This is a genomic window from Paraneptunicella aestuarii (assembly GCF_019900845.1).
GTDB classification, from domain to species: Bacteria; Pseudomonadota; Gammaproteobacteria; order Enterobacterales; family Alteromonadaceae; genus Paraneptunicella; species Paraneptunicella aestuarii.
Window position 1 is genome coordinate 3,474,716 of record NZ_CP074570.1, and the last position, 19,144, is coordinate 3,493,859.

Sequence of the window (19,144 nt, forward strand, 5' to 3'; positions counted from 1 at the left end):
AAAGTAGTATTTAATATCCTCCTTGGGGTAAACATGGTTGCAGGAAATGGTAAATAAGAGCAAGTCTGGCCTACTCAATAACGAGCAGCTCGCCGCCATCATAGAGCATACAGCGGCAGCAATCGTAGTGCTGGATCAAAAAGGAGACATATTATTCACCAACCAGGCCACCATCCGTTTATTTGGCTATTCCCTGCAAGAATTAGTTGGAGAAACTCTGGATATTCTCATCCCGGGGCAATTCATCTCTCCTGAAAGCCCCAATTATCAAGATTTTCTCAATCAGTTTCCGGTCGAAAAAATAGGTCACAGCGCCTCATTAAGTGCCTTGAAAAAAGACGGGGATGTTATTTTCGTTTCTCTTGGTGTGTCAGTTACCGAAATGAATGATGGCTCTTATATTGTCATCACACTTCAGGAATCTTCACAGCTTCATGTTGCAGAAGAAAGACTGGTGCAACTAAATAACAAATTTAGCATTGCCAAAAAAGCCGCAGGAATTGGCATTTGGGAATTTGATACTCAAACCGGGCTTCTGGAGTGGGATGACCAAATGATGCAACTTTATGGCATCAATCCCAACGACTTTAGCGGCAGTAAATACGATTGGGAATCTCTGGTTCACCCAGAAGATTTAACAAGAGTAAACCAAAAACTGAAAGAATGCGTCCAAAATGGGGAGCAACTCGATACCAGTTTCAGAATTTATACACCAAAGGGTGAAGAAAGATATCTCAAAGCCTACGCTAACATAGCCTTCGATGAAGATGGCCGGGCAAGTAATATAGTAGGCGTGAATTACGACCTCACCGAACGTTATCAAGCCGAACAAAAACTTAAAGCGAGCATGCATGAAAATGCACTACTTGCGACACTCACCCGTGAAATGAACGACGGCGTAGTCGTCACAGATACTAATCATTGTATCACTTGGGTAAACCCCAGTTTTGAACAGATTTCAGGCTATTCTCTTGACGAAATAAAGGGTAAACGTCCAGATGAGCTATTACATGGCCCACTGACTAATCCAGCCACTCGTCAAAGAATTAACCATGGCATTGAAACAGGTACTGGCTATAACGAAGAATTACTGAACTATCACAGAAACGGTACGCCATATTGGATAAGAATAAATTGTCAGCCACTGTATACCCATGGTGAGCTATCGGGCTACTTGTCTCTGGAAAGTGATATTACCAATCAAAAAGAGGCTGAGCTTAAAGTCACCGCCATGAACCGCTTACAACAAGCGATTCTGGATAGTGCAAACCTGATGCTGGTTTCCACCGATGCAAACTTTGAAGTGAAAACATTCAACCGCTGTGCCGAGCAACTGCTTGGCTACAAGGCAGATGAAGTCATTGATCATAGTAATTTAATGGATTTCTTTGCGCCTCAAGAGTTGATTCAGGGAGCGCAACAGTTAAGTCGGGCTCTTAATATGCAATTAGAGCCCGGTGTTGAAACCTTTCTGGAAAAAGCCAAAAGAGGTATCGCTATAGAGCAGGAATGGCAGTTAACCGCGAAAAATGGCCACTCCTTCCCAGCCATGATGTCGATCGTCACATTACAAGACGAAGACGATTCTGCAGGCTTCCTCGCCATAGCCCGAGATATCAGCCAGTTAAAAGCCGTGGAAGCAGAGAAGCAGCGAAATCAGGATCTACTCGAAACAACCGGCACAATGGCAAAATTAGGGGGTTGGGAATTCGACCTGCGTACTAACAAGCTACACTGGTCAAAAGAAGTTTATCGCATCCATGAACTGCCTGTTGGTGAACCCGTTGATTTAAGTGATTCGATTAACTTTTTCGCACCAGAATCGCGTTCAATCATTCAACGCGCCATTGAAGACGGCATTGTGGAAGGCCGAGCCTGGGACTTACAACTTCCCTTTATAACAGCTAGAAATCGCCGCATTTGGGTACGTTCTGTAGGTTTCGTTGAGTATTCTAATGGTGAACCTGTGATGCTGCGAGGCGCATTTCAGGACATCACCCAATTGAAACGAGCGGAAGAAAAAGCCAAAGATGCCAGCCGCATCAAGAGTGAATTCCTGGCCAATATGAGCCACGAGATACGCACTCCTATAAACGGTATCATTGGCATGAATGATCTGCTGTTGAAAACAGAGTTGAACGACAAGCAGCGTCATTATGTAAAGCTGGCACAAGCCAGTGGAGAGTCCTTGCTTCACCTGATTAATGACATTCTGGATTTCTCCAAAATCGAAGCTGGCAAGCTTCAGTTAGAAGAAATCAAATTCGATCTGTTTAAACTTCTAGCCGAAATCGCAGACACCTTCGCCTTGAAAGCCGAAGAGAAGAATCTGGAATTCATTTACTTAATCAACGACAACGTCCCTCGCTACATTCGTTCGGATCCAAGTAGAATTCGTCAAATCATCACGAATCTGGTTTCTAATGCATTGAAATTCACCGAGAAAGGCGAAGTGATTTTACGTGTATCCGAAATCGGCATGAACCAATTGCAATTTGACATCACCGATACGGGCATAGGGATACCAGAAGATAAAATTGAACATTTATTCAACAAGTTTGTTCAGGTCGATGCCTCCACTACCCGCAAATTTGGTGGTACAGGTTTGGGATTAGCAATATCCAAGCAACTGTCAGAAATGATGGGAGGGCAAATTGGTGTTCACAGTCAATTAGACGAAGGCTCAACCTTTTGGTTTAACATTCGTTATGGTGAAATTCTGGATACTCCAGAAGAATCATTCCAACCTAATCTGCACAATCAAAGTGTAATATTCCTCGATGACAGAGCCGTTAATCATGAATTAGCCGAACATCTGCTGTTGCCAACAGGTGTCGAATTTATAGGGGTCAGGTCGTCGCCGGAAGCACTAAAACGGGTGCGTGATGCTTCTTCTAAAGGCAATCCGGTCGACTTGTTAATACTGGATGAAAATATCCCCGGCATTAATGGCTTGCAACTCGCAAAAGCCATTCGACATGATACATCCATTGAGCAACCAAAAATCCTGTTAATGACTCCTGCCGGCAGCACTCATAAGGAAAAGGAACTTCAAGAAATCGGCATCAACAGCCATTTCCATAAACCGATTAAACCCAATACCTTCTATCGATGTATCGCAGCGGCTTATAATCAGCACATAGAACCGCATGAGCAAGATAAAGGAACAGAAACTCAACCAACATCAGCACCAGAGCACCGGATACTGCTGGTTGAAGATAACTACATCAATCAGCAAGTGGCCTCTGAAATGCTGAAAGATCTGGGTTACATTGTGCAAGTAGCTGAAAATGGAGAGCAGGCTCTGGAAGCACTCGCTCAAGCAGAAGAACCATTCCAATTGATTTTGATGGATTGCCAAATGCCAGTTATGGATGGCTATGAAACCAGCCGAATTATACGTACCTCCAAGAACCCTCGTATAAACCCTGACATCCCAATCATTGCGCTTACCGCAAACGCCATGAAAGGCGATGAAGAGAAGTGTATTGCTGCCGGCATGAACGACTACATGTCTAAACCCATTGTAAATACAGTCTTACGTAATAGCCTGGAAAAGTGGCTTAGCCCCAATACAACAAACTATGAAATATAAGCAGCCATTTTAAACTATCAGCGACTCTCGGAAATTTCATTGTAAGTCACCTACTGCGGCATCAGTACCTCTTTGTACTACGTTAATTTCGCCTACCAATATTTATCATTGTCTAACCCAGTTTTGTGTTACGCGCAGCGTTGACAATTTAGTTCACACATGAAATAAATACTTCACATGCAAACTAAATAAGGAAAAACAATGGCTTTCTCTAATAGAGTTTCAAAAATGGTTAGCAAAATCAATGGGCTACCTGAATTTATACGCTCATGGGCTTTGTCCAAAGCGGTGGGCTCAATCGTTAAAATGGTTGGTTACCTGAAGATCAAAATTGAAAGTATGGATTTCAATCAGGTTGTAGTTTCAGTACCCAATAAAAAGAGAGTTCAAAACCACATTGGTGGTGTCCACGCATGCTGTACTGCAACGCTGGCAGAAACAGCAACCGGACTGGTAATAGGTATGAATGTGCCAGATAGCAGCCTGAATTTGCTAAAATCCATGAAGATTACCTATCAAAAGCGCAGCACTGGCGGTGTAAAAGCCGTGGCCACTCTTAGTGATGAACAAATTCAAAGTGTTCGTACTGTAGAAAAAGGCGAATTGCTCGTTCCTGTTGTTGTGACCGACGAAACCGGTGAAGAAATTGTCGCCTGTGAAATGCTTTGGGCCTGGATCCCCAAAAAACGCTAAAGGGACTGAACTAGAACAATTGCGTTAAAACAATCATGTCAGACCAACGATTATTTTATCTGCTACATACAGCTCATCATCGTCTGTTTAAACAGGCCGACAAGCTGTGTCTGGATCAATTGGGCATCACCAGTGTTCAACTTTCTGCGCTGTTTTATTTGCAAAGAAACGATGGCTGCCAGGCAAAAGCATTAAGTCTGGGATTGTCATTAAACAATTCCGCCATAACAGGATTGGTTAACCGGATGGTTAATTTAGGACTGGTAACTAAAAATATATGCGATAAAGATGCTCGGGCTGCGCAAATTCACTTAACAGACAAGGCGAAAGAAATACTGCCCAGAGGAATCCAATTGGTTAAAGCGGTCAATCAACAAATCGCTGCACAATTTACTGACAACGAACTGGATACTATTGTCCGTTTTTTGAAAACGCTGGCAAGCGAAGATAATAAGAATGAAACAGGAGAACAGATGCAATAAATCGTAACCATTACCTGTATATGGTCAACATCTGGTTACGTTTTGTCATGAAAATGACTCAATTCTGCCAAGACCAATAGATAAGATTAACGTATAATGCGCTCCGCACTTTACCTGATCTGAAGTATCAATGAGCCTCTCAGCTATTTATATATAGGAGCCTGTATGTAAATAGAGTGAGCGACAATAGATTGATAAAGGCAAAATGTGATAGACAGGCAGATGCGATTCGATTTTAAATTAGGATATCTGGAGTCGAGACTTTTTCAATTTCCAGATAAGTAAGTAGAAAACCAATAATAAGTATTACAAAAACCTGGAATAGCATTTTGAACAAAACGCCGCCTGAATCATTAATACGTACCTGGGTTTGGATGATGGCAGAGTCCAACAATCCTGAACTCGTTGAGCGAGGACGTCAAAACCTCATCAATGCCTTTGGCAGTATGAAAAAAGCCATTGAACACATTGAAAGTCAGGTACAAAAACAATCCTGATTAAGTGTTTAATCAGCCATATTTTTCGAGAATCATTAGGTTATAAGAACAAAACGTCGAAAGAGCACCTTGTACAGGTTATCTAGTCGTTAAGCAGAAACATTCAAGGTGCTCAAGCTGTAAGGCCAGCGTAAATTAGCTCGCTTTAGTAGCTCTTATCAATGTGTTCGAGTTTTTTCTCAAACTGCAGACGTTGTTCATCATGTTGATATTCAAAGTGATATTGATTGTGAAAGCCGAATCTTAATTCCACTACCGCATCCGACAAGAACACATTGTAGCCGTCAAAATCCGTTGTTCCATATACACCGTCAAGATAATACTTATCATCTTCAAGCGTGCCATGTTGGCGTATTTTCTCAAATACACGTAGTACCAGTTTGGGATCTAATTCATTTTTCATCACTTCACCACAATTATTATCCTCTTGCTAGAAATTATAGCGGAATCCAATAGAAGCGGTATTCAACTTGATATCGTCTTGTCCTCGTATGTGTTCATATTCCACACGGATCATGCTGTTTTTTGTTAACACAAAATCAAAACCCAATCCGATACCCGCTGCCACAGTGCTGTCATCCACCTTACAGCGTGTATAACTTTCGCCTGTCGCAACAGCAAAATTACTTGCAACTCCAGCACTACAAGCCTGTTCACCAGCGACAATAGAATCAGATTTAACAGATAAATTCATCACACTTAAGCGATAGTATAATTCGCCCATCTCTCCTCGCGCTTTTCCCAGCAAAGACGCATAGATGCTTGATGCATCAATTCCCGACTTAAAATTTGTCGCGCCTTGAACTGTAGTAGGGTCAGCATAGTTATTGTAGCCACTCGCCAATTGGTTAAAACCAACTTCGGCATACCACTGGCGATGCAAAGAATAGCCAACACCAAAGCGAAAACCGGTTTCATCATCATCAACCTGATTCACTTCAGATTCAATATAACCAGCTCCAGCAACAGCATAAAAACCTTTAAAATCAAAAGCATATGTAGTAAAACTCGCACTCATCAGGGAAAGCAGGATAAGTAACAGTGAGCCAAAAGGTAATTTTTTATACATTTTTTGACACCAAACGGAAAATTTCTGGCATTATTCTAACGATTCCAATGGGTAAATGAAATTAAACAAACAATGAATTTCTATGGTCTTTAACTTCTATTGTTGATTTCAGGAAATGACAAACAGTAATTTTAGTCAAATAATTCGATCAGCAGCACTTTTCTTGTTTCTCTTGCCATTTTCTTTGCAAGAGGCTTTTGCTACGCATTCAGATATCACCAAGCTCACCTTTAGTACAAGTTCCCACCCTGCTGTCATCAACTATTATGAACCACTCATTGTAAATGCCTATGCAAAGCTGGGGATTCAAATTGAGCTCTTACACATCAATGAAGAACGCTCCCTGAGACTATTAGAAACCGGGCAACTGGATGGCGATATCATTCGTACCGAGTCGGTTCTGAAAAATTTCCAATCATTTATCCCTGTATACATGCTTGGAGACGCCAAAGTCTACCTGATATGCCAGTCACAAATGATCTGTGACAAGTCCATTTTGAATCAGAAGAAATGGATATTAGGCTCTGTGGCGGGTACCACCTACTTCGAAGAGTTTTTGGGGCACTCTGAAATCAATCTTTTAAAATACACGGACTACTCGCTACTCAAAGAGTCCTATAACAAAAAACGCATTGATGCCTATATTGACGTTATCAACAATCATTACTCTACTTCAGAGCTGCCACAATCAGCGGGCGCTTACCATCTCGGTACTATCTACGGGTATCACATTCTGAATAAGAAACATAGCCATCTGGCAAAGGACGTCATTAGAATATTAAGAGAACTACAAATGCCCCCAGAAGAAGAGCCATCTTTGGTAAATACGAGTAAGCAAACGGCAAACTCCTCTCAAAAAAATGAAAACAATCCAGCCAACAGTGGCGAATAACGCCATCCTCTCATAATCCAATACTTATTCTTTGTCCCTGATACTTAAAAACATACGTAAATTTCGCAAATCCTCATTAAGCAGGCTGTAATGCAAACAATAATTTTGTATCATTAGCAGGCTTAGCTGTACTCAAGCCTTGTGGCATCGTTTTTATTTGCAGTCGGTAATCGTGGAAATCTGCCACATTTAAACTAATGCGTTGAAAGACATCACTTTTCCAATGAATTCAATGCATAGTTCATAATAGTTTCAAAGGAAATTTAAGTGAAAAATTATCTCGCCCTGCTAAGTAGTCTGGTATGTTTTGCATGTTTTACAGTGCAGGCTCAACCTTCTGAACAAGCTATTCAGATCTCCCAAAAATATATCATTCTCGACTCCCACATTGACGTACCTTATCGGCTTCATAAAGAATGGGAAGATGTAACTGTAGCAACCAAGTCGGGGGATTTTGATTATCCAAGAGCCGTCAAGGGTGGATTAAATGCCCCTTTTATGTCGATTTACACGCCTGCGTCCATAGGCAAATCAAATCAATCCACAAAAACCGCAAACCAATTAATTGATAGTGTCGAAAAAATTGTAGCTACAGCCCCCGACAAGTTTGCCATCGCAAAGACCGTCAGTGACGTACAAAAGCAATTTCAACAAGGGTTAATCTCACTGCCGATGGGAATGGAAAATGGCTCTCCACTTCAAGGAAGTATGGAAAACCTGAAGCATTTTTACGACAGAGGCATCCGCTACATCACTCTGGCTCACTCCCAAAGCAATGATATTGCAGATTCATCCTATGATGTACGCCGTCAATGGCATGGATTAAGCCCTTTCGGCAAAGAACTGATTAAGGAAATGAATAAGCTGGGAATGATGGTCGATATTTCCCATGTTTCAGACGAAGCCTTTTACCAGGTGTTAGAGATTAGTGAAGCTCCGGTTATCGCCTCTCACTCATCGTTACGCCAGTTTACCCCCGGATTCGAGCGCAATATGAATGACGCCATGCTAAAAGCGCTTGCTAAAAATGGAGGCGTGGTGCAAATCAATTTTGGTTCCAGTTTCGTCAGTCAATACGCCAATAGCTGGTATGACTTAATGAAAGTGAAACGCAAAAAAACAGAAAACAAATATGGTATCGACAGCCCTCAGGTAAAAGCCTTTGATGAAAAATACCGTCGTGAAACCCCCTTCCCTTACGCAACCATGGATACTGTGCTGGATCATATCGATCATGTAGTCAAAGTGGTGGGCATTGATTACGTCGGAATAGGTTCCGATTTTGATGGCGTAGGTGATTCACTGCCGGAAGGATTAAAAGACGTATCCACCTACCCCAACCTGATTCAAGGCTTGCTTGATAGAGGCTATTCTGAAGAAGATATCGCCAAAATACTGAGCGGCAATTTCCTGCGAGTATGGGGCGAAGTAGAAGCTTTTGCGCAGAAGCATTAATCATAGATGCCTTATTTTTAAGCTAAAAGAAGGCATCGATTCCTTTACTCAATCAATCTGCATAACTGTCATTCATACGTTGAAATTTATCGCAGACTCGCCAAAAGCCGAACTAGACGTTAACGGCGACATCATTGTCCAATGAGACAAATGAAGGCAATCACGTATCCAAAGTGGCCTTTTCGGCCTCTTCCTGCAATATTTTGGAAAAGCCATCCAACTCCAAAAGCGAACTGTACTCATCCAGTTTCTGGCGTTGCTCCTCTGGCAGTTCAGACTGATTAAGCAAATCGTATGCTTTTACGGCGTTTTCCTTCTGAGATTTGTCCAGAGCCCCTTGTTCAAACAAAGCCACCAATGTTTTCAACAGGTTTAAAGCAACCTGTTTATTGTTAGGAGACAGGGTAAAAGCCTTACTTAAATCCATATAGGCCGGAACAAATCGTTTCTGCTTGTAATGCTCCGTCGCCATGGCGCTAAGCTCTTTCGGTGTGAAGTGAATATCTTTTCGTTCCAGAGACTCTTGCTTGATGTATTCAGCAACAACATTGCTGGCAAAAGTATCGCCAGCAATTTGATCTTTAATATGATCCAGTAATTTAAGGCTTTCTTCTCGGTAACCAAGCTCATGAAAAGCTTTGACTTTATCCAGATTATCTTCAACTGACTCAAATGGTTCCTTAGTCACCATTTCTTTGAGCAATTGCTCAGCCTTTTTCTTTTCGTCTCGCAAGCTCAGCATACGAATTTGAATAATAGCCAGCTGCTCTTTAAAATCGCCTTTTTTGGCATAATCAGCCTGATTCTGAGCCAGGAATCGCTCAGATTTTTGAATAATCTTGGACGCTTCTGCTTCTGGTAATGTGGTTGCCAAATCAATACCGGCACGCACCACATTAAGCATTAGCTCAGGAGTGTCATGAATCGAATTTTTGGCGTATTTAGCCATATTCTGAGTGGCAATGTACTGCCCCAACTTGTCGTGATTCAGTCGCGCCAGGTTGCAAGATTTCTTGTTTCTCTCAATGTTACGAGGCGCCATTTCAGTAGCAGTTTTCATTTCCTCATAAGCTTGTGAGTAATTCTCATGTTCGATGTAATATTGAGCCAGCAAATCATATGCCTGAAAACACGTATCTTTTCGCTTTTTCAATTCATGAATAAGCTCACTCGCTTCTTTTTCCTTCTCTTGCTTCAACAACACATGCGATAAAGCAATCAACACCCAACCGAACTTATTTTCCTGCGCCAATTTACGATAAAACCTCTCAGCCTCCTCGTACTCACGCAAGTGCATCAAACATTCACCGATCAGTCGGTTGATATGCGGATAATAGTTTGTCAAAGCCGGATCTTTTAACTGACGCTCACCAAAATATATGGCCGAAGCATATTCCTTATGATCCATACAGTAATGTAAACGATAAAGCTTGTCTTTTACTGCAAGCACATGTCTTAACCGTTCTGTGACCTTTTTTAAATCCAGAGGTTTTACCCAAAAATCCGTGGGTTGAAGTTCGATAACACAATTAACCAGTGAAGCATCAGTATCTGCACTCAGAAAAATAACGGCGGTAGTTTTGGTAATGTGGCCTTTAAGTTTCAGTTCTTCCAAAAGATGAAAACCGTCTTTATCACTCTTAACGTTAAAGGCAAGAAGAATAATGTCAAAACGCACTTCACTGCATAACCTTGCAGCATAGTATGCATTCTCAGCAGTTCTAACATTCCTCATTCCTAATTCAGATAATGCCGACTTAACGACCCCGTGTACCAAAATTTGGTCATCAATAATAAGAACATTCAGCTCATGCTGTTCTTTTATCGCTGGAATTTCAATCAAACGAATTGTCCTATCTTACTGCTAGAAGACTTACCAACATCGCATCATTTATAAATGTAGCTTGCAAGCGATGCGAATGCATATTTAGTCGGCGAGCAATGAAAACACTTTAAAGAAAATGTTCGCGTCACTCACATCTTATTATTAAATATAGAAGTTATCTTTTTGGGATGCACATTTCTTATTCCCAATGCAAATTAAGATTACCGCAACTACCGAGAAATAAAACAGAAATTATCAGAATGATGAGGGATACACCAAGAGCCGGAAAAGTAATTTCTCAAAGATCATATGAAAACGTGCCAATTTGTAAAATTTTACAAAAATTGCCATTTTCAGATGTACCCCTGGCGCATGCTTAAGGCACAATATGCCACCCCGCGATATAAATAAGTACTTATGGCACAACTGTATTTTTATTACTCAGCAATGAATGCTGGCAAATCTACAACCCTGCTACAGTCTGCCTACAACTATCGTGAGCGCGGTATGCAGGTGGAAATATTTACAGCCCGGTTAGACGACAGATACGGCATTGGAAAAGTATCATCCAGAATTGGATTACAAGCCGAAGCTCATCTTTACTCACCAGAAACCAATTTATTGGATTTACTGGGAAACATTCAAAAAACAGACTCACATCCCGGAATTGATTGCATTTTAATTGATGAAGCCCAGTTTTTAACAAAAGAACAAGTCAAACAAATCACACACATCGTCGATGAGTTTGATATTCCCGTTTTAGCTTATGGGTTACGAACCGACTTTCAAGGCGAAACCTTTCAAGGCAGCCATTATTTGTTAGCCTGGGCTGATAAGCTGGTTGAATTGAAAACCGTCTGCCATTGCGGACGCAAAGCAAACTTTGTGGTTCGTCGTGACAGTTCAGGGCACCCCATTAGAGATGGCGAACAGGTTCAAGTAGGTGGAAATGACAGCTACGAGTCTATGTGCCGTAAGCATTTCCGGGAATTAATCTGGTAAGTACCTATACTCAATAATTAAATCGTTCAGGTTCTGCACGGAAAACACGTTAACTTCAGGTATCGATTGTATGTCTAAACGTAAGCTCTTTTCACCTCTGGTATTCGCATTGATTATCACTGCTGCTTTGGCATTCTATCTGTTTATGCCAAAACAGGCTGAAAACCAAAATCGTCAGCGTCCGCCTACACCTGTAAAACTGGAATCGGTGCAACATCAAGCTCTGCCGATTATCGTTTCTGCGCTTGGCACAGCCAAAGCCAATGAGTCGGTCACCATTACCGCTCAAGAAACCGATACGATTGATAATATCTTGTTCGATGACGGTGATTTGGTCGAGAAAAACCAACCCTTGGTTTATCTCACTGCGGAAGAAGAAAAAGCGCGAGTTAAGGAACTTAAAATCAATCTGAAAGAAGCCAAACGTCAATTAAAACGTATTGAAGAACTGGCTCATGAAAACGCAGCTTCGGTACAACTTCTCGACGAGCAACAAGCGCGAGTGGATGCTCTCACGGCACAACTGGAAGTGACTAAATCCAAGCTAAGAGACCGTTCCATCAACGCTCCGTTTTCTGGTTTATTGGGTGTTCGTCAGGTATCCATTGGTGCATTAGTTCGCCCGGGAGAGGTTATTACCACGTTGGATGATCTCAGCATTATTAAGGTCGATTTCAATATTGCAGAAGAACACTTGCCCAGCATCGCCAATAAACAGCCCATCACGGCAACCACTATCGCGTATCCAGATAGAGTGTTCAGTGGCACCATTTCCAATGTCTCTTCGCGAGTTGATCCTGTTACCCGGGCAGTACATGTCCGCGCTTTGGTTAACAACCCAGATCTTGCCCTTCGCCCCGGGATGTTATTAAAAGTCACAGTAAAAAAACAAACGCTGGACGCTCTGATTGTCTCCGAGTCAGCTTTAGTGCCTATTGAAGATAAACAATATGTCTATCGCGTTGACGCCGACAATGTCGCCAAACAGGTTGAAGTGAAAATTGGTGTGCGTCGTCCCGGACTGGTTCAAATCGTCGAAGGATTGAACGATGGAGACAAAGTCGTTGTTGAAGGCACTTTACGACTGCAAGACGGCAGTAAAGTCAATCCTGTAGAGGGTTAATCACATGTTGCTGTCAGATTTATCGGTAAAACGCCCGGTCTTTGCCACTGTTGTTAATGTCCTGCTGCTGGTATTTGGTATCGTCGCCATCAGCTTGCTTTCCTTGCGCGAATACCCAGACATCGATCCGCCTATTGTCTCTATCAACACCAACTATCCCGGCGCATCGGCTTCCATTGTTGAGTCTCGCATTACACAGCTTCTGGAAGACAGGATCAGTGGTATTGAAGGCATCAAAAGCATTAATTCGACAAGTCGTAATGGACGCTCTTCCATTAGCATCGAATTCAACTTGTCCAGAGACGTAGACGCAGCCGCTAACGATGTACGTGAACGTGTTAGCCGAGCCTTAAACAATCTACCTGAACAGGCTGATCCACCAGAAGTGTTTAAGTCTGACTCGGATGAAGATGTCATCGTTTGGTATAACTTGCGCAGCGATAATCTGTCAGTCTTAGAACTCACCGATTATGCTGATCGTTTTATCGTAGACAAGTTATCTACCGTAGACGGTGTAGCCCGTATTCGCTTGGGCGGTGGACGTGAATACGCCATGCGTGTCTGGCTGGATCGCGACGCTATGGCGGCTCGTGGCATTACCGTCACCGACATCGAAAATGTGATCCGTTCTGAGAACGTAGAATTACCCGCCGGTGAAGTAGAATCGCATTTAAGAGACTTTGAAGTACGTGTCGCTCGTACCTTCCTGACACCAGAAGATTTCGCCAACCTGACCATAAAGCAAGGCGACAATGGCTATCTGGTGAAACTGCGTGAAGTCGCTCGCGTTGAATTAGGTTCTAACGACGACGAAACCGAATTCCGGGGCAATGGCAAAAACATGATTGGCTTGGGTATTATCAAGCAATCCAAAGCCAATACCCTGGCAGTTGCTCAAGGTGTGAAACAAGAAATCGACAACCTTACTCAAACCTTGCCAGAAAACATCTTTATTGTTCCAAGCTACGATACCTCTATCTTCATTCAGGAATCCATTAACGAAGTGTATAACACCTTGGCTATCGCCATGGCGATGGTGGTACTGGTGATATTCGTATTTTTGGGCAATGTGCGTGCAACGCTGATTCCTGCCGTGACCGTACCAATTTCCCTGGTTGCCGCATTTACGGTTATGTACGGATTAGGCTTTTCCATCAACCTGTTAACCTTGCTGGCGCTTGTACTGGCCATCGGTCTGGTTGTAGACGATGCCATCGTCGTATTAGAAAACATTTATCGCCGTATTGAGCTTGGCGAGCCACCGCTTTTGGCAGCCTATCGCGGTACAAGAGAGGTCGGATTTGCCGTAATCGCAACCACACTGGTGCTGATTGCCGTATTCGTCCCTTTGGTTTTTCTGGAAGGTAACATTGGTCGTTTGTTTACTGAGTTTGCTCTCGCCATTGCCGCCGCGGTCGCATTCTCCAGCTTTACCGCACTAACGCTCTGCCCCATGTTGGCTTCTCGTTGGTTGCGCAAGCAAAACAAAGGATCCGGGCTAAGCAATAGCATGAATGCCCTCTTTGGCAGACTGGAGCGTCGTTATAGCAAGGTACTGGAAAACACTATTCATCAGCCTATCGTGACAACGCTATTATTGTTATTCAGTATCGTCGCTCTGTACGGCTTGATTAAGCAAGTTCCTTCCGAATTCGTGCCAAGAGAAGACAGAGGCAACTTCTTTATCATGATGCAAGCCGCAGAAGGCGCCAGCTTTGAAAGTAATGCTGCTAACCTGCGTAAAATAGAAAGCATTCTGCTGGACTACACAGAGCAAAACGAAATCGACAGGGTAATTGTTCGTACCCCGGGTTTCGGTGGCAGCGCAGGCTTTGCGGTTGTGGGGGTGGTTGACTGGAAAGAACGTAAGCGCTCTACCTTTGATTTAATGTCGGAAATTAGTGGCAGATTATCTCAACTTCCCGACGTTCAAGCCTTCACCATCATGCGTAGCAGCCTGGGTGGACGCGGACTTGGACGCCCAGTGCAGTTTGTCTTACAAGGTAATACCTACGAAGAGTTAGCACGATATCGTGACATCATTATGGAAAAAGCACGGACTAACTCCGGGCTATTGCGATTGGATTCCGACTACAAGGAAACCTGGCCACAATTACTGGTTAATATTGACCGCGAACGCGCCGCCGACCTGGGCGTCTCTATTGGCGATGTAGGCCGTACACTTGAAACCATGCTGGGGCAACGTCGTGTATCCACCTATCTTGATCGTGGTGAAGAATACGATGTCATCATGCAAGGCGAAAAAAGCGATTTCCAGAGCCCGGACAACATTGAGAACATCTATGTACGTTCTAAAACTTCAGGGCAATTAATCCCGCTGGATAACCTGCTGACGACGAAAGAGCAAGCCACATCAGCTCAGTTGAACCGTTATAACAGAATGCGCAGCATCACCATTACAGCGAACCTGGCGCCGGGCTACACCTTGGGTGAAGCGCTGGATTATCTTAATCAGGTTGTTGCTGAAAACTTGCCAGAAGGCGTCAGCATTGATTACAGCGGCGAATCGCAATTGTATAAAGATTCAGGCAATTCCATCCTGTTTGTTTTTGCTCTGGCTCTCACCATCACCTTTTTGGTTCTGGCAGCCCAGTTTGAAAGCTTTGTTCACCCCTGGGTGATCATGCTGACCGTTCCTCTCGCCTTATTAGGCGCTTTCGCCGGGCTCTATTTTGCCAATATGACCATCAACATCTACAGCCAGATTGGACTCGTCATGCTAATCGGACTCGCGGCGAAAAACGGCATACTCATAGTCGAATTTGCTAATCAGTTACGAGACGCTGGCTATGAGTTTGAAAAAGCGCTGCTAAGGGCATCGGCGCTACGTTTACGCCCTATCGTTATGACAGGCTTTACCACAGTGTTTAGCTCCATTCCTCTGGTATTGGCTCAAGGGCCAGGAGCGGAAAGCCGCTCAGTAATTGGTATGGTTATCTTTGCCGGCGTGTTAGTCGCAGGTTTTATGACCCTGTTTGTCGTGCCAACCGCCTATTACTGGCTGGCCAGAAACACAGGTTCACCGCAACAATTAGCCCATAAGATTGCTGAATTGGAAGAGCAAATCCCTTACGTGAAAGGCGAAGAGGGATAAAGAGAAAAGTCAAAACAACAAGGGCGCTAATTCAGGCGCCCTTAGTTTATGATTTGAATACCGGATTTATTGATCTTTGATTGCTGATTATAGCGAACAGCCTCAGCTAATAACCTCACACCTTCCTGTATATGCTTGCTCACATTGATCAGCGTGGCTAATTGCTGACTGTCTAACTCGTCCTGCTGAGTCAGCTCATATAAAGACACTACGAACTCATCATGATGCTGAGTGATATTGATGATCATATCATCACAAGGTTCTTCCCAAGGGGCTGAGGTGTCTGCATGAATTATCTTATCCAACACTTTGATATTACCAACATCACTCTCGGTTCGCTGAGTCAGTATCCTGATTATCGTACGGGCAACCGAAACCTCTTGTTGCGCTAAATCATCCCGAATATCTTTTGCCGATTTCAGGGCATAATGCATTTTACGGATGGTTTTAAGCAACTTCTGACAACGCACCAAAGCGATATCATTATGAGCTTCCTTGTGTTTGATCCTGTGTTCAATATCCAGCAGGAATTCACTAATAGCTCCGCCTAAATCCTTAGTGTAAGAATACTGCTGCGCATAGCCTTTCAGCTCACTGGGAAATTCTTCTCGGCCATCACTGGGCAAATCTTTAATACCTAACACTTTGGCATTCAGTATTAACACGTAGTCCCAGAGCCTCATTATTTCACTGGACACCGCAGCCCAGGCTACCCGGTTATTCTCTGCGGGTACTTCATGGATATATTTGCATAAAGGATGTGATGACTCCTGGAACCAACCAGACAAATAACGAGCGAAAGTGCCAATAAAAGGCAGCATGAGCACTGCGCCAAGAAAGTTAAAAAAGCTGTGAAAGGCAACCAGGCTGATAAGCGGATCCGTTAAACCAGCCAAAGCCAACAAATCTGGTAAAAACGGCAAGATCAGAAAATAAGCAACGGCAGCTGTCACCAAATTAAATAAAACATGAGACATGGCAACCCGTTTCTTATTGCTACTACCGCGAAGCCCGCCCAACAACATGGTACTTGTAGTTCCCAAATCTGCACCAATAACTATAGCGGCAGCAGCTTGTAGTGTAATCAGGTCTGCATGCAATGCACTCAGGGTAATCATCATGGTCGCCGAACTGGATTGAATAATAGCGGCAAACATGACACCCATGAGTAAAAATACGAAACTATGCAAGTTGGCGTATTTTTCTGGCTCAAAGCTATCGGCAATAGTAGCAACACTATCTTTCATAACGTCTAGCCCAAAAATCAACAATCCCAAGGCGAAGGTCATTAAGCCTAGCCCCTTCTGTTTCGGGTTTTCACTATAGATAAAAGAATAAATGGCACCCAATCCCATGGCAGGAATGGCAAAAGTGGATAAGTCCAGTTTGAAGCCCAGCAAGGTCACTAGCCAGCCGGTAATGGTCGTGCCCAAATTGGCACCAATCACCATGCCCACGCCGTTGGCAAGAGGCAGCAAGCCACTACCTACCATTGCCAGCACCATCAGACCCACCATAGAACTACTTTGCAAAATAGCGGTAGCAACAGTGCCACTTAAAATAGAGCCTAAAGAAGAGTCGGTAGCACTATGCAGCATATTGCTGAGACCTTTACCACTTATTGTCTGCAAGGCATTTTCCAACTGTTGCATGGCAAACAGAAAAATACCTATTCCGGCAATAAACCCCAGAATCTCAGTCAATCCCATGAAGGCTCCTGAAAGAAAATTAACACTGTCTTACTGTAGGTTAAGAAAAGGGGTCATAGCGTTAGAATAGCTTTCTTTAAAGCTTCCATCAGGCATCTTTTCAATGAACAAAGCTGCCAAACCTTCGCGATTGGCCAAAGCCATTCCCTTTTCAGATCCCAGCACCATAAACCCGGTCGCCAAGCCATCTGCAATCATGCACAAAGGATGTACAACCGTAACCGACACCAACTTATGCGCAATCGGTTTGCCCGTATCTGGCTCGATAATATGAGAATAGCGAATACCATCAAATTCATAATAATTACGATAGTCGCCTGACGTCGCTACGGCATTATCGTGAGGCATAATGATCTTCTGAACAGATTGTTCCATGCTGACAGGCTTTTCGATTGCCACACGCCAATCCTGCTCCTGCTCTTTCTTGCCCTTAACTCGAAGTTCACCACCAATTTCAACCAGATAATTATGGATATTATGAGACTCTAGTACGTCAGCCACTTCATCAACCCCAAAACCTTTGGCGATGGTCGACAAATCAACATAAATATCATCGCGAGACTTAACCACGCCCTGCTCGGTTAGTTGAATTTTATCAATTCCAGTGCGTTGCTTCGTTTCTGATATCAGCTCTGGAGACGGCGCTTTCACAGGCTTTTTGTCGGGTCCAAATCCCCACAAGTTAACCAATGGGCCAACCGTCACATCCAATGCACCGCCTGTAAGCTGAGCTAAATTAATGGATTCCTTGAGCAAAAGTCTGAGGTCATCAGAAACGGGATAAACCAGGTCAGCAGGATATTGATTCAACAAAGACAATTCAGAATCACTAATATAGGTGGAAGCCACCTGATTCACCTCAACCAAACGAGCATCAATTTCCGCTTGAACATTCTCTGGTGAAGGCGATAGATCACTTGGTAAATAGGAAATATGATAGGTGGTTCCCATCGTCTTGCCTTGCAGGCTTACTCGTTGCACTTCATTTTGAGTACAGCCTTGAAGCACAACAACAAATAACAACCATGGGAATAATGATATCGCTTTGGAAAACGCACTAATACGAGGGATTGGGTACATAGAAGGTTTCGGACTGACAACTGCAAGAATTTCGCACATCTTAACGCTCAGAAACGTAAAGTAAACCTCTTTCCTTTACTCTCAATTCGAGTGGATTTAATCGGATGAAGTAGAGGCTTTATCATGTTCCATTTCATTACCCATCATATTAACCGCGATCAAATCAAATACGCATCCCCATGCCTGTTCCACTTCTTCCGTAAATCCTTCCGCCAGCTCTCGTTTCAGGATCCAGATAAAGCTCTCTCGAATGGCTGCATAATGATGAGGCTGAACGCCATATTCTATGTGTCGTTTGCCCAGCTCTCTTAATGCTGGAAGTATAGAATCCATGTCATAAAGGCTATTAACCGCCATAGACACCACTTTCATAAACATAATGCCCTGGCGCTCTATATCACCAGTAAAAAGTGGTCGTAGCTCGGGATGAAAGCTAAAAACGTGAAGAAAAAACGAAGTTGAACAATTTACCGAGCACGAGGCAAATCGCATAAAAGATCGCTGTACAAGCTCTATTTGGCGTTCATTCATGAGTAATACATCTCAATTCCATTTCTCATTTAATGTAGCAATAAAATCCAAAACAACAATATTTTGTTGTAGGAAC

The 19,144-nt window shown here is 43.2% G+C and carries 15 protein-coding genes; 9 read left to right on the top strand and 6 right to left on the bottom strand.

Annotated elements, in window-relative coordinates:
• Window positions 1–46 precede the first annotated feature (46 nt).
• From KIH87_RS13185 to KIH87_RS13200, 4 genes are all read left to right on the top strand, one after another.
• Complete coding sequence (locus KIH87_RS13185) at window positions 47–3,595, top strand: PAS domain S-box protein (RefSeq protein ID WP_232358330.1); 3,549 nt, start codon at window positions 47–49, stop codon at window positions 3,593–3,595.
• A 201-nt stretch (window positions 3,596–3,796) separates the two neighbouring features.
• Window positions 3,797–4,288, top strand: a complete 492-nt coding sequence (locus KIH87_RS13190) for a DUF4442 domain-containing protein (protein WP_232358331.1) — start codon at window positions 3,797–3,799, stop codon at window positions 4,286–4,288.
• Window positions 4,289–4,323: 35 nt separating this feature from the next.
• The gene (locus KIH87_RS13195) at window positions 4,324–4,770 is read left to right on the top strand and encodes a MarR family winged helix-turn-helix transcriptional regulator (RefSeq protein ID WP_232358332.1); all 447 of its coding nucleotides are present in this window, start codon (window positions 4,324–4,326) and stop codon (window positions 4,768–4,770) included.
• A gap of 329 nt (window positions 4,771–5,099) precedes the next feature.
• Window positions 5,100–5,267, top strand: coding sequence for a hypothetical protein (locus KIH87_RS13200; RefSeq protein ID WP_232361528.1), 168 nt, complete (start codon window positions 5,100–5,102; stop codon window positions 5,265–5,267).
• A gap of 145 nt (window positions 5,268–5,412) precedes the next feature.
• On the opposite strand, the gene KIH87_RS13205 is transcribed toward KIH87_RS13200, so the two are convergent.
• Together KIH87_RS13205 and KIH87_RS13210 are read right to left on the bottom strand one after the other, a co-directional pair.
• Window positions 5,413–5,670, bottom strand: coding sequence for a DUF3081 family protein (locus tag KIH87_RS13205; RefSeq protein WP_232358333.1), 258 nt, complete (start codon window positions 5,668–5,670; stop codon window positions 5,413–5,415).
• A gap of 27 nt (window positions 5,671–5,697) precedes the next feature.
• A complete protein-coding gene (locus KIH87_RS13210; protein ID WP_232358334.1) occupies window positions 5,698–6,336 on the bottom strand; it encodes an outer membrane beta-barrel protein in 639 nt (212 codons plus the stop codon).
• A 115-nt stretch (window positions 6,337–6,451) separates the two neighbouring features.
• Between KIH87_RS13210 and KIH87_RS13215 the strand changes: the two genes are divergently transcribed.
• Both KIH87_RS13215 and KIH87_RS13220 read left to right on the top strand, forming a co-directional pair.
• On the top strand, window positions 6,452–7,228 hold the full coding sequence (locus tag KIH87_RS13215) for a type 2 periplasmic-binding domain-containing protein (RefSeq protein ID WP_232358335.1): 777 nt from the start codon (window positions 6,452–6,454) through the stop codon (window positions 7,226–7,228).
• A gap of 297 nt (window positions 7,229–7,525) precedes the next feature.
• Window positions 7,526–8,683 (top strand): dipeptidase, encoded by a 1,158-nt coding sequence (locus KIH87_RS13220; RefSeq protein ID WP_408635813.1) that lies wholly within the window; start codon window positions 7,526–7,528, stop codon window positions 8,681–8,683.
• Between the two features lie 160 nt (window positions 8,684–8,843).
• Here the strand turns inward: KIH87_RS13220 and KIH87_RS13225 are convergent, their stop codons facing one another.
• Window positions 8,844–10,526, bottom strand: a complete 1,683-nt coding sequence (locus KIH87_RS13225) for a response regulator (protein ID WP_232358336.1) — start codon at window positions 10,524–10,526, stop codon at window positions 8,844–8,846.
• Window positions 10,527–10,925: 399 nt separating this feature from the next.
• On the opposite strand from KIH87_RS13225, the gene KIH87_RS13230 reads away from it, so the two are divergent.
• From KIH87_RS13230 to KIH87_RS13240, 3 genes are all read left to right on the top strand, one after another.
• On the top strand, window positions 10,926–11,510 hold the full coding sequence (locus KIH87_RS13230; protein ID WP_232358337.1) for a thymidine kinase: 585 nt from the start codon (window positions 10,926–10,928) through the stop codon (window positions 11,508–11,510).
• Window positions 11,511–11,580: 70 nt separating this feature from the next.
• Entirely contained in the window at window positions 11,581–12,633 is a 1,053-nt protein-coding gene (locus tag KIH87_RS13235) for an efflux RND transporter periplasmic adaptor subunit (protein WP_232358338.1), read from the top strand.
• Between the two features lie 4 nt (window positions 12,634–12,637).
• Window positions 12,638–15,748, top strand: a complete 3,111-nt coding sequence (locus KIH87_RS13240; RefSeq protein ID WP_232358339.1) for an efflux RND transporter permease subunit — start codon at window positions 12,638–12,640, stop codon at window positions 15,746–15,748.
• Window positions 15,749–15,789: 41 nt separating this feature from the next.
• Here KIH87_RS13240 and KIH87_RS13245 read toward each other — a convergent pair whose 3' ends face one another.
• The 3 genes from KIH87_RS13245 to KIH87_RS13255 all read right to left on the bottom strand — a co-directional run bounded on the left by KIH87_RS13245 (window position 15,790) and on the right by KIH87_RS13255 (window position 19,068).
• Window positions 15,790–17,457 (bottom strand): Na/Pi cotransporter family protein, encoded by a 1,668-nt coding sequence (locus tag KIH87_RS13245; protein WP_232358340.1) that lies wholly within the window; start codon window positions 17,455–17,457, stop codon window positions 15,790–15,792.
• A gap of 30 nt (window positions 17,458–17,487) precedes the next feature.
• Window positions 17,488–18,537: an FAD:protein FMN transferase gene (locus KIH87_RS13250; protein WP_408635814.1), complete on the bottom strand. Its 1,050-nt coding sequence runs from the start codon at window positions 18,535–18,537 to the stop codon at window positions 17,488–17,490.
• Between the two features lie 96 nt (window positions 18,538–18,633).
• A complete protein-coding gene (locus KIH87_RS13255) occupies window positions 18,634–19,068 on the bottom strand; it encodes a globin domain-containing protein (protein ID WP_332460717.1) in 435 nt (144 codons plus the stop codon).
• Window positions 19,069–19,144 lie beyond the last annotated feature (76 nt).

Coding starts and splice junctions, on each gene's coding strand:
- KIH87_RS13240 (WP_232358339.1), top strand. CDS start 12,638: ATGTTGCTGTCAGATTTATCGGTAAAACGCCCGGTCTTTGCCACTGTT.
- KIH87_RS13250 (WP_408635814.1), bottom strand. CDS start 18,537: ATGTACCCAATCCCTCGTATTAGTGCGTTTTCCAAAGCGATATCATTA.
- KIH87_RS13205 (WP_232358333.1), bottom strand. CDS start 5,670: ATGAAAAATGAATTAGATCCCAAACTGGTACTACGTGTATTTGAGAAA.
- KIH87_RS13215 (WP_232358335.1), top strand. CDS start 6,452: ATGACAAACAGTAATTTTAGTCAAATAATTCGATCAGCAGCACTTTTC.
- KIH87_RS13230 (WP_232358337.1), top strand. CDS start 10,926: ATGGCACAACTGTATTTTTATTACTCAGCAATGAATGCTGGCAAATCT.
- KIH87_RS13190 (WP_232358331.1), top strand. CDS start 3,797: ATGGCTTTCTCTAATAGAGTTTCAAAAATGGTTAGCAAAATCAATGGG.
- KIH87_RS13255 (WP_332460717.1), bottom strand. CDS start 19,068: ATGAATGAACGCCAAATAGAGCTTGTACAGCGATCTTTTATGCGATTT.
- KIH87_RS13245 (WP_232358340.1), bottom strand. CDS start 17,457: ATGGGATTGACTGAGATTCTGGGGTTTATTGCCGGAATAGGTATTTTT.
- KIH87_RS13185 (WP_232358330.1), top strand. CDS start 47: ATGGTAAATAAGAGCAAGTCTGGCCTACTCAATAACGAGCAGCTCGCC.
- KIH87_RS13210 (WP_232358334.1), bottom strand. CDS start 6,336: ATGTATAAAAAATTACCTTTTGGCTCACTGTTACTTATCCTGCTTTCC.
- KIH87_RS13195 (WP_232358332.1), top strand. CDS start 4,324: ATGTCAGACCAACGATTATTTTATCTGCTACATACAGCTCATCATCGT.
- KIH87_RS13235 (WP_232358338.1), top strand. CDS start 11,581: ATGTCTAAACGTAAGCTCTTTTCACCTCTGGTATTCGCATTGATTATC.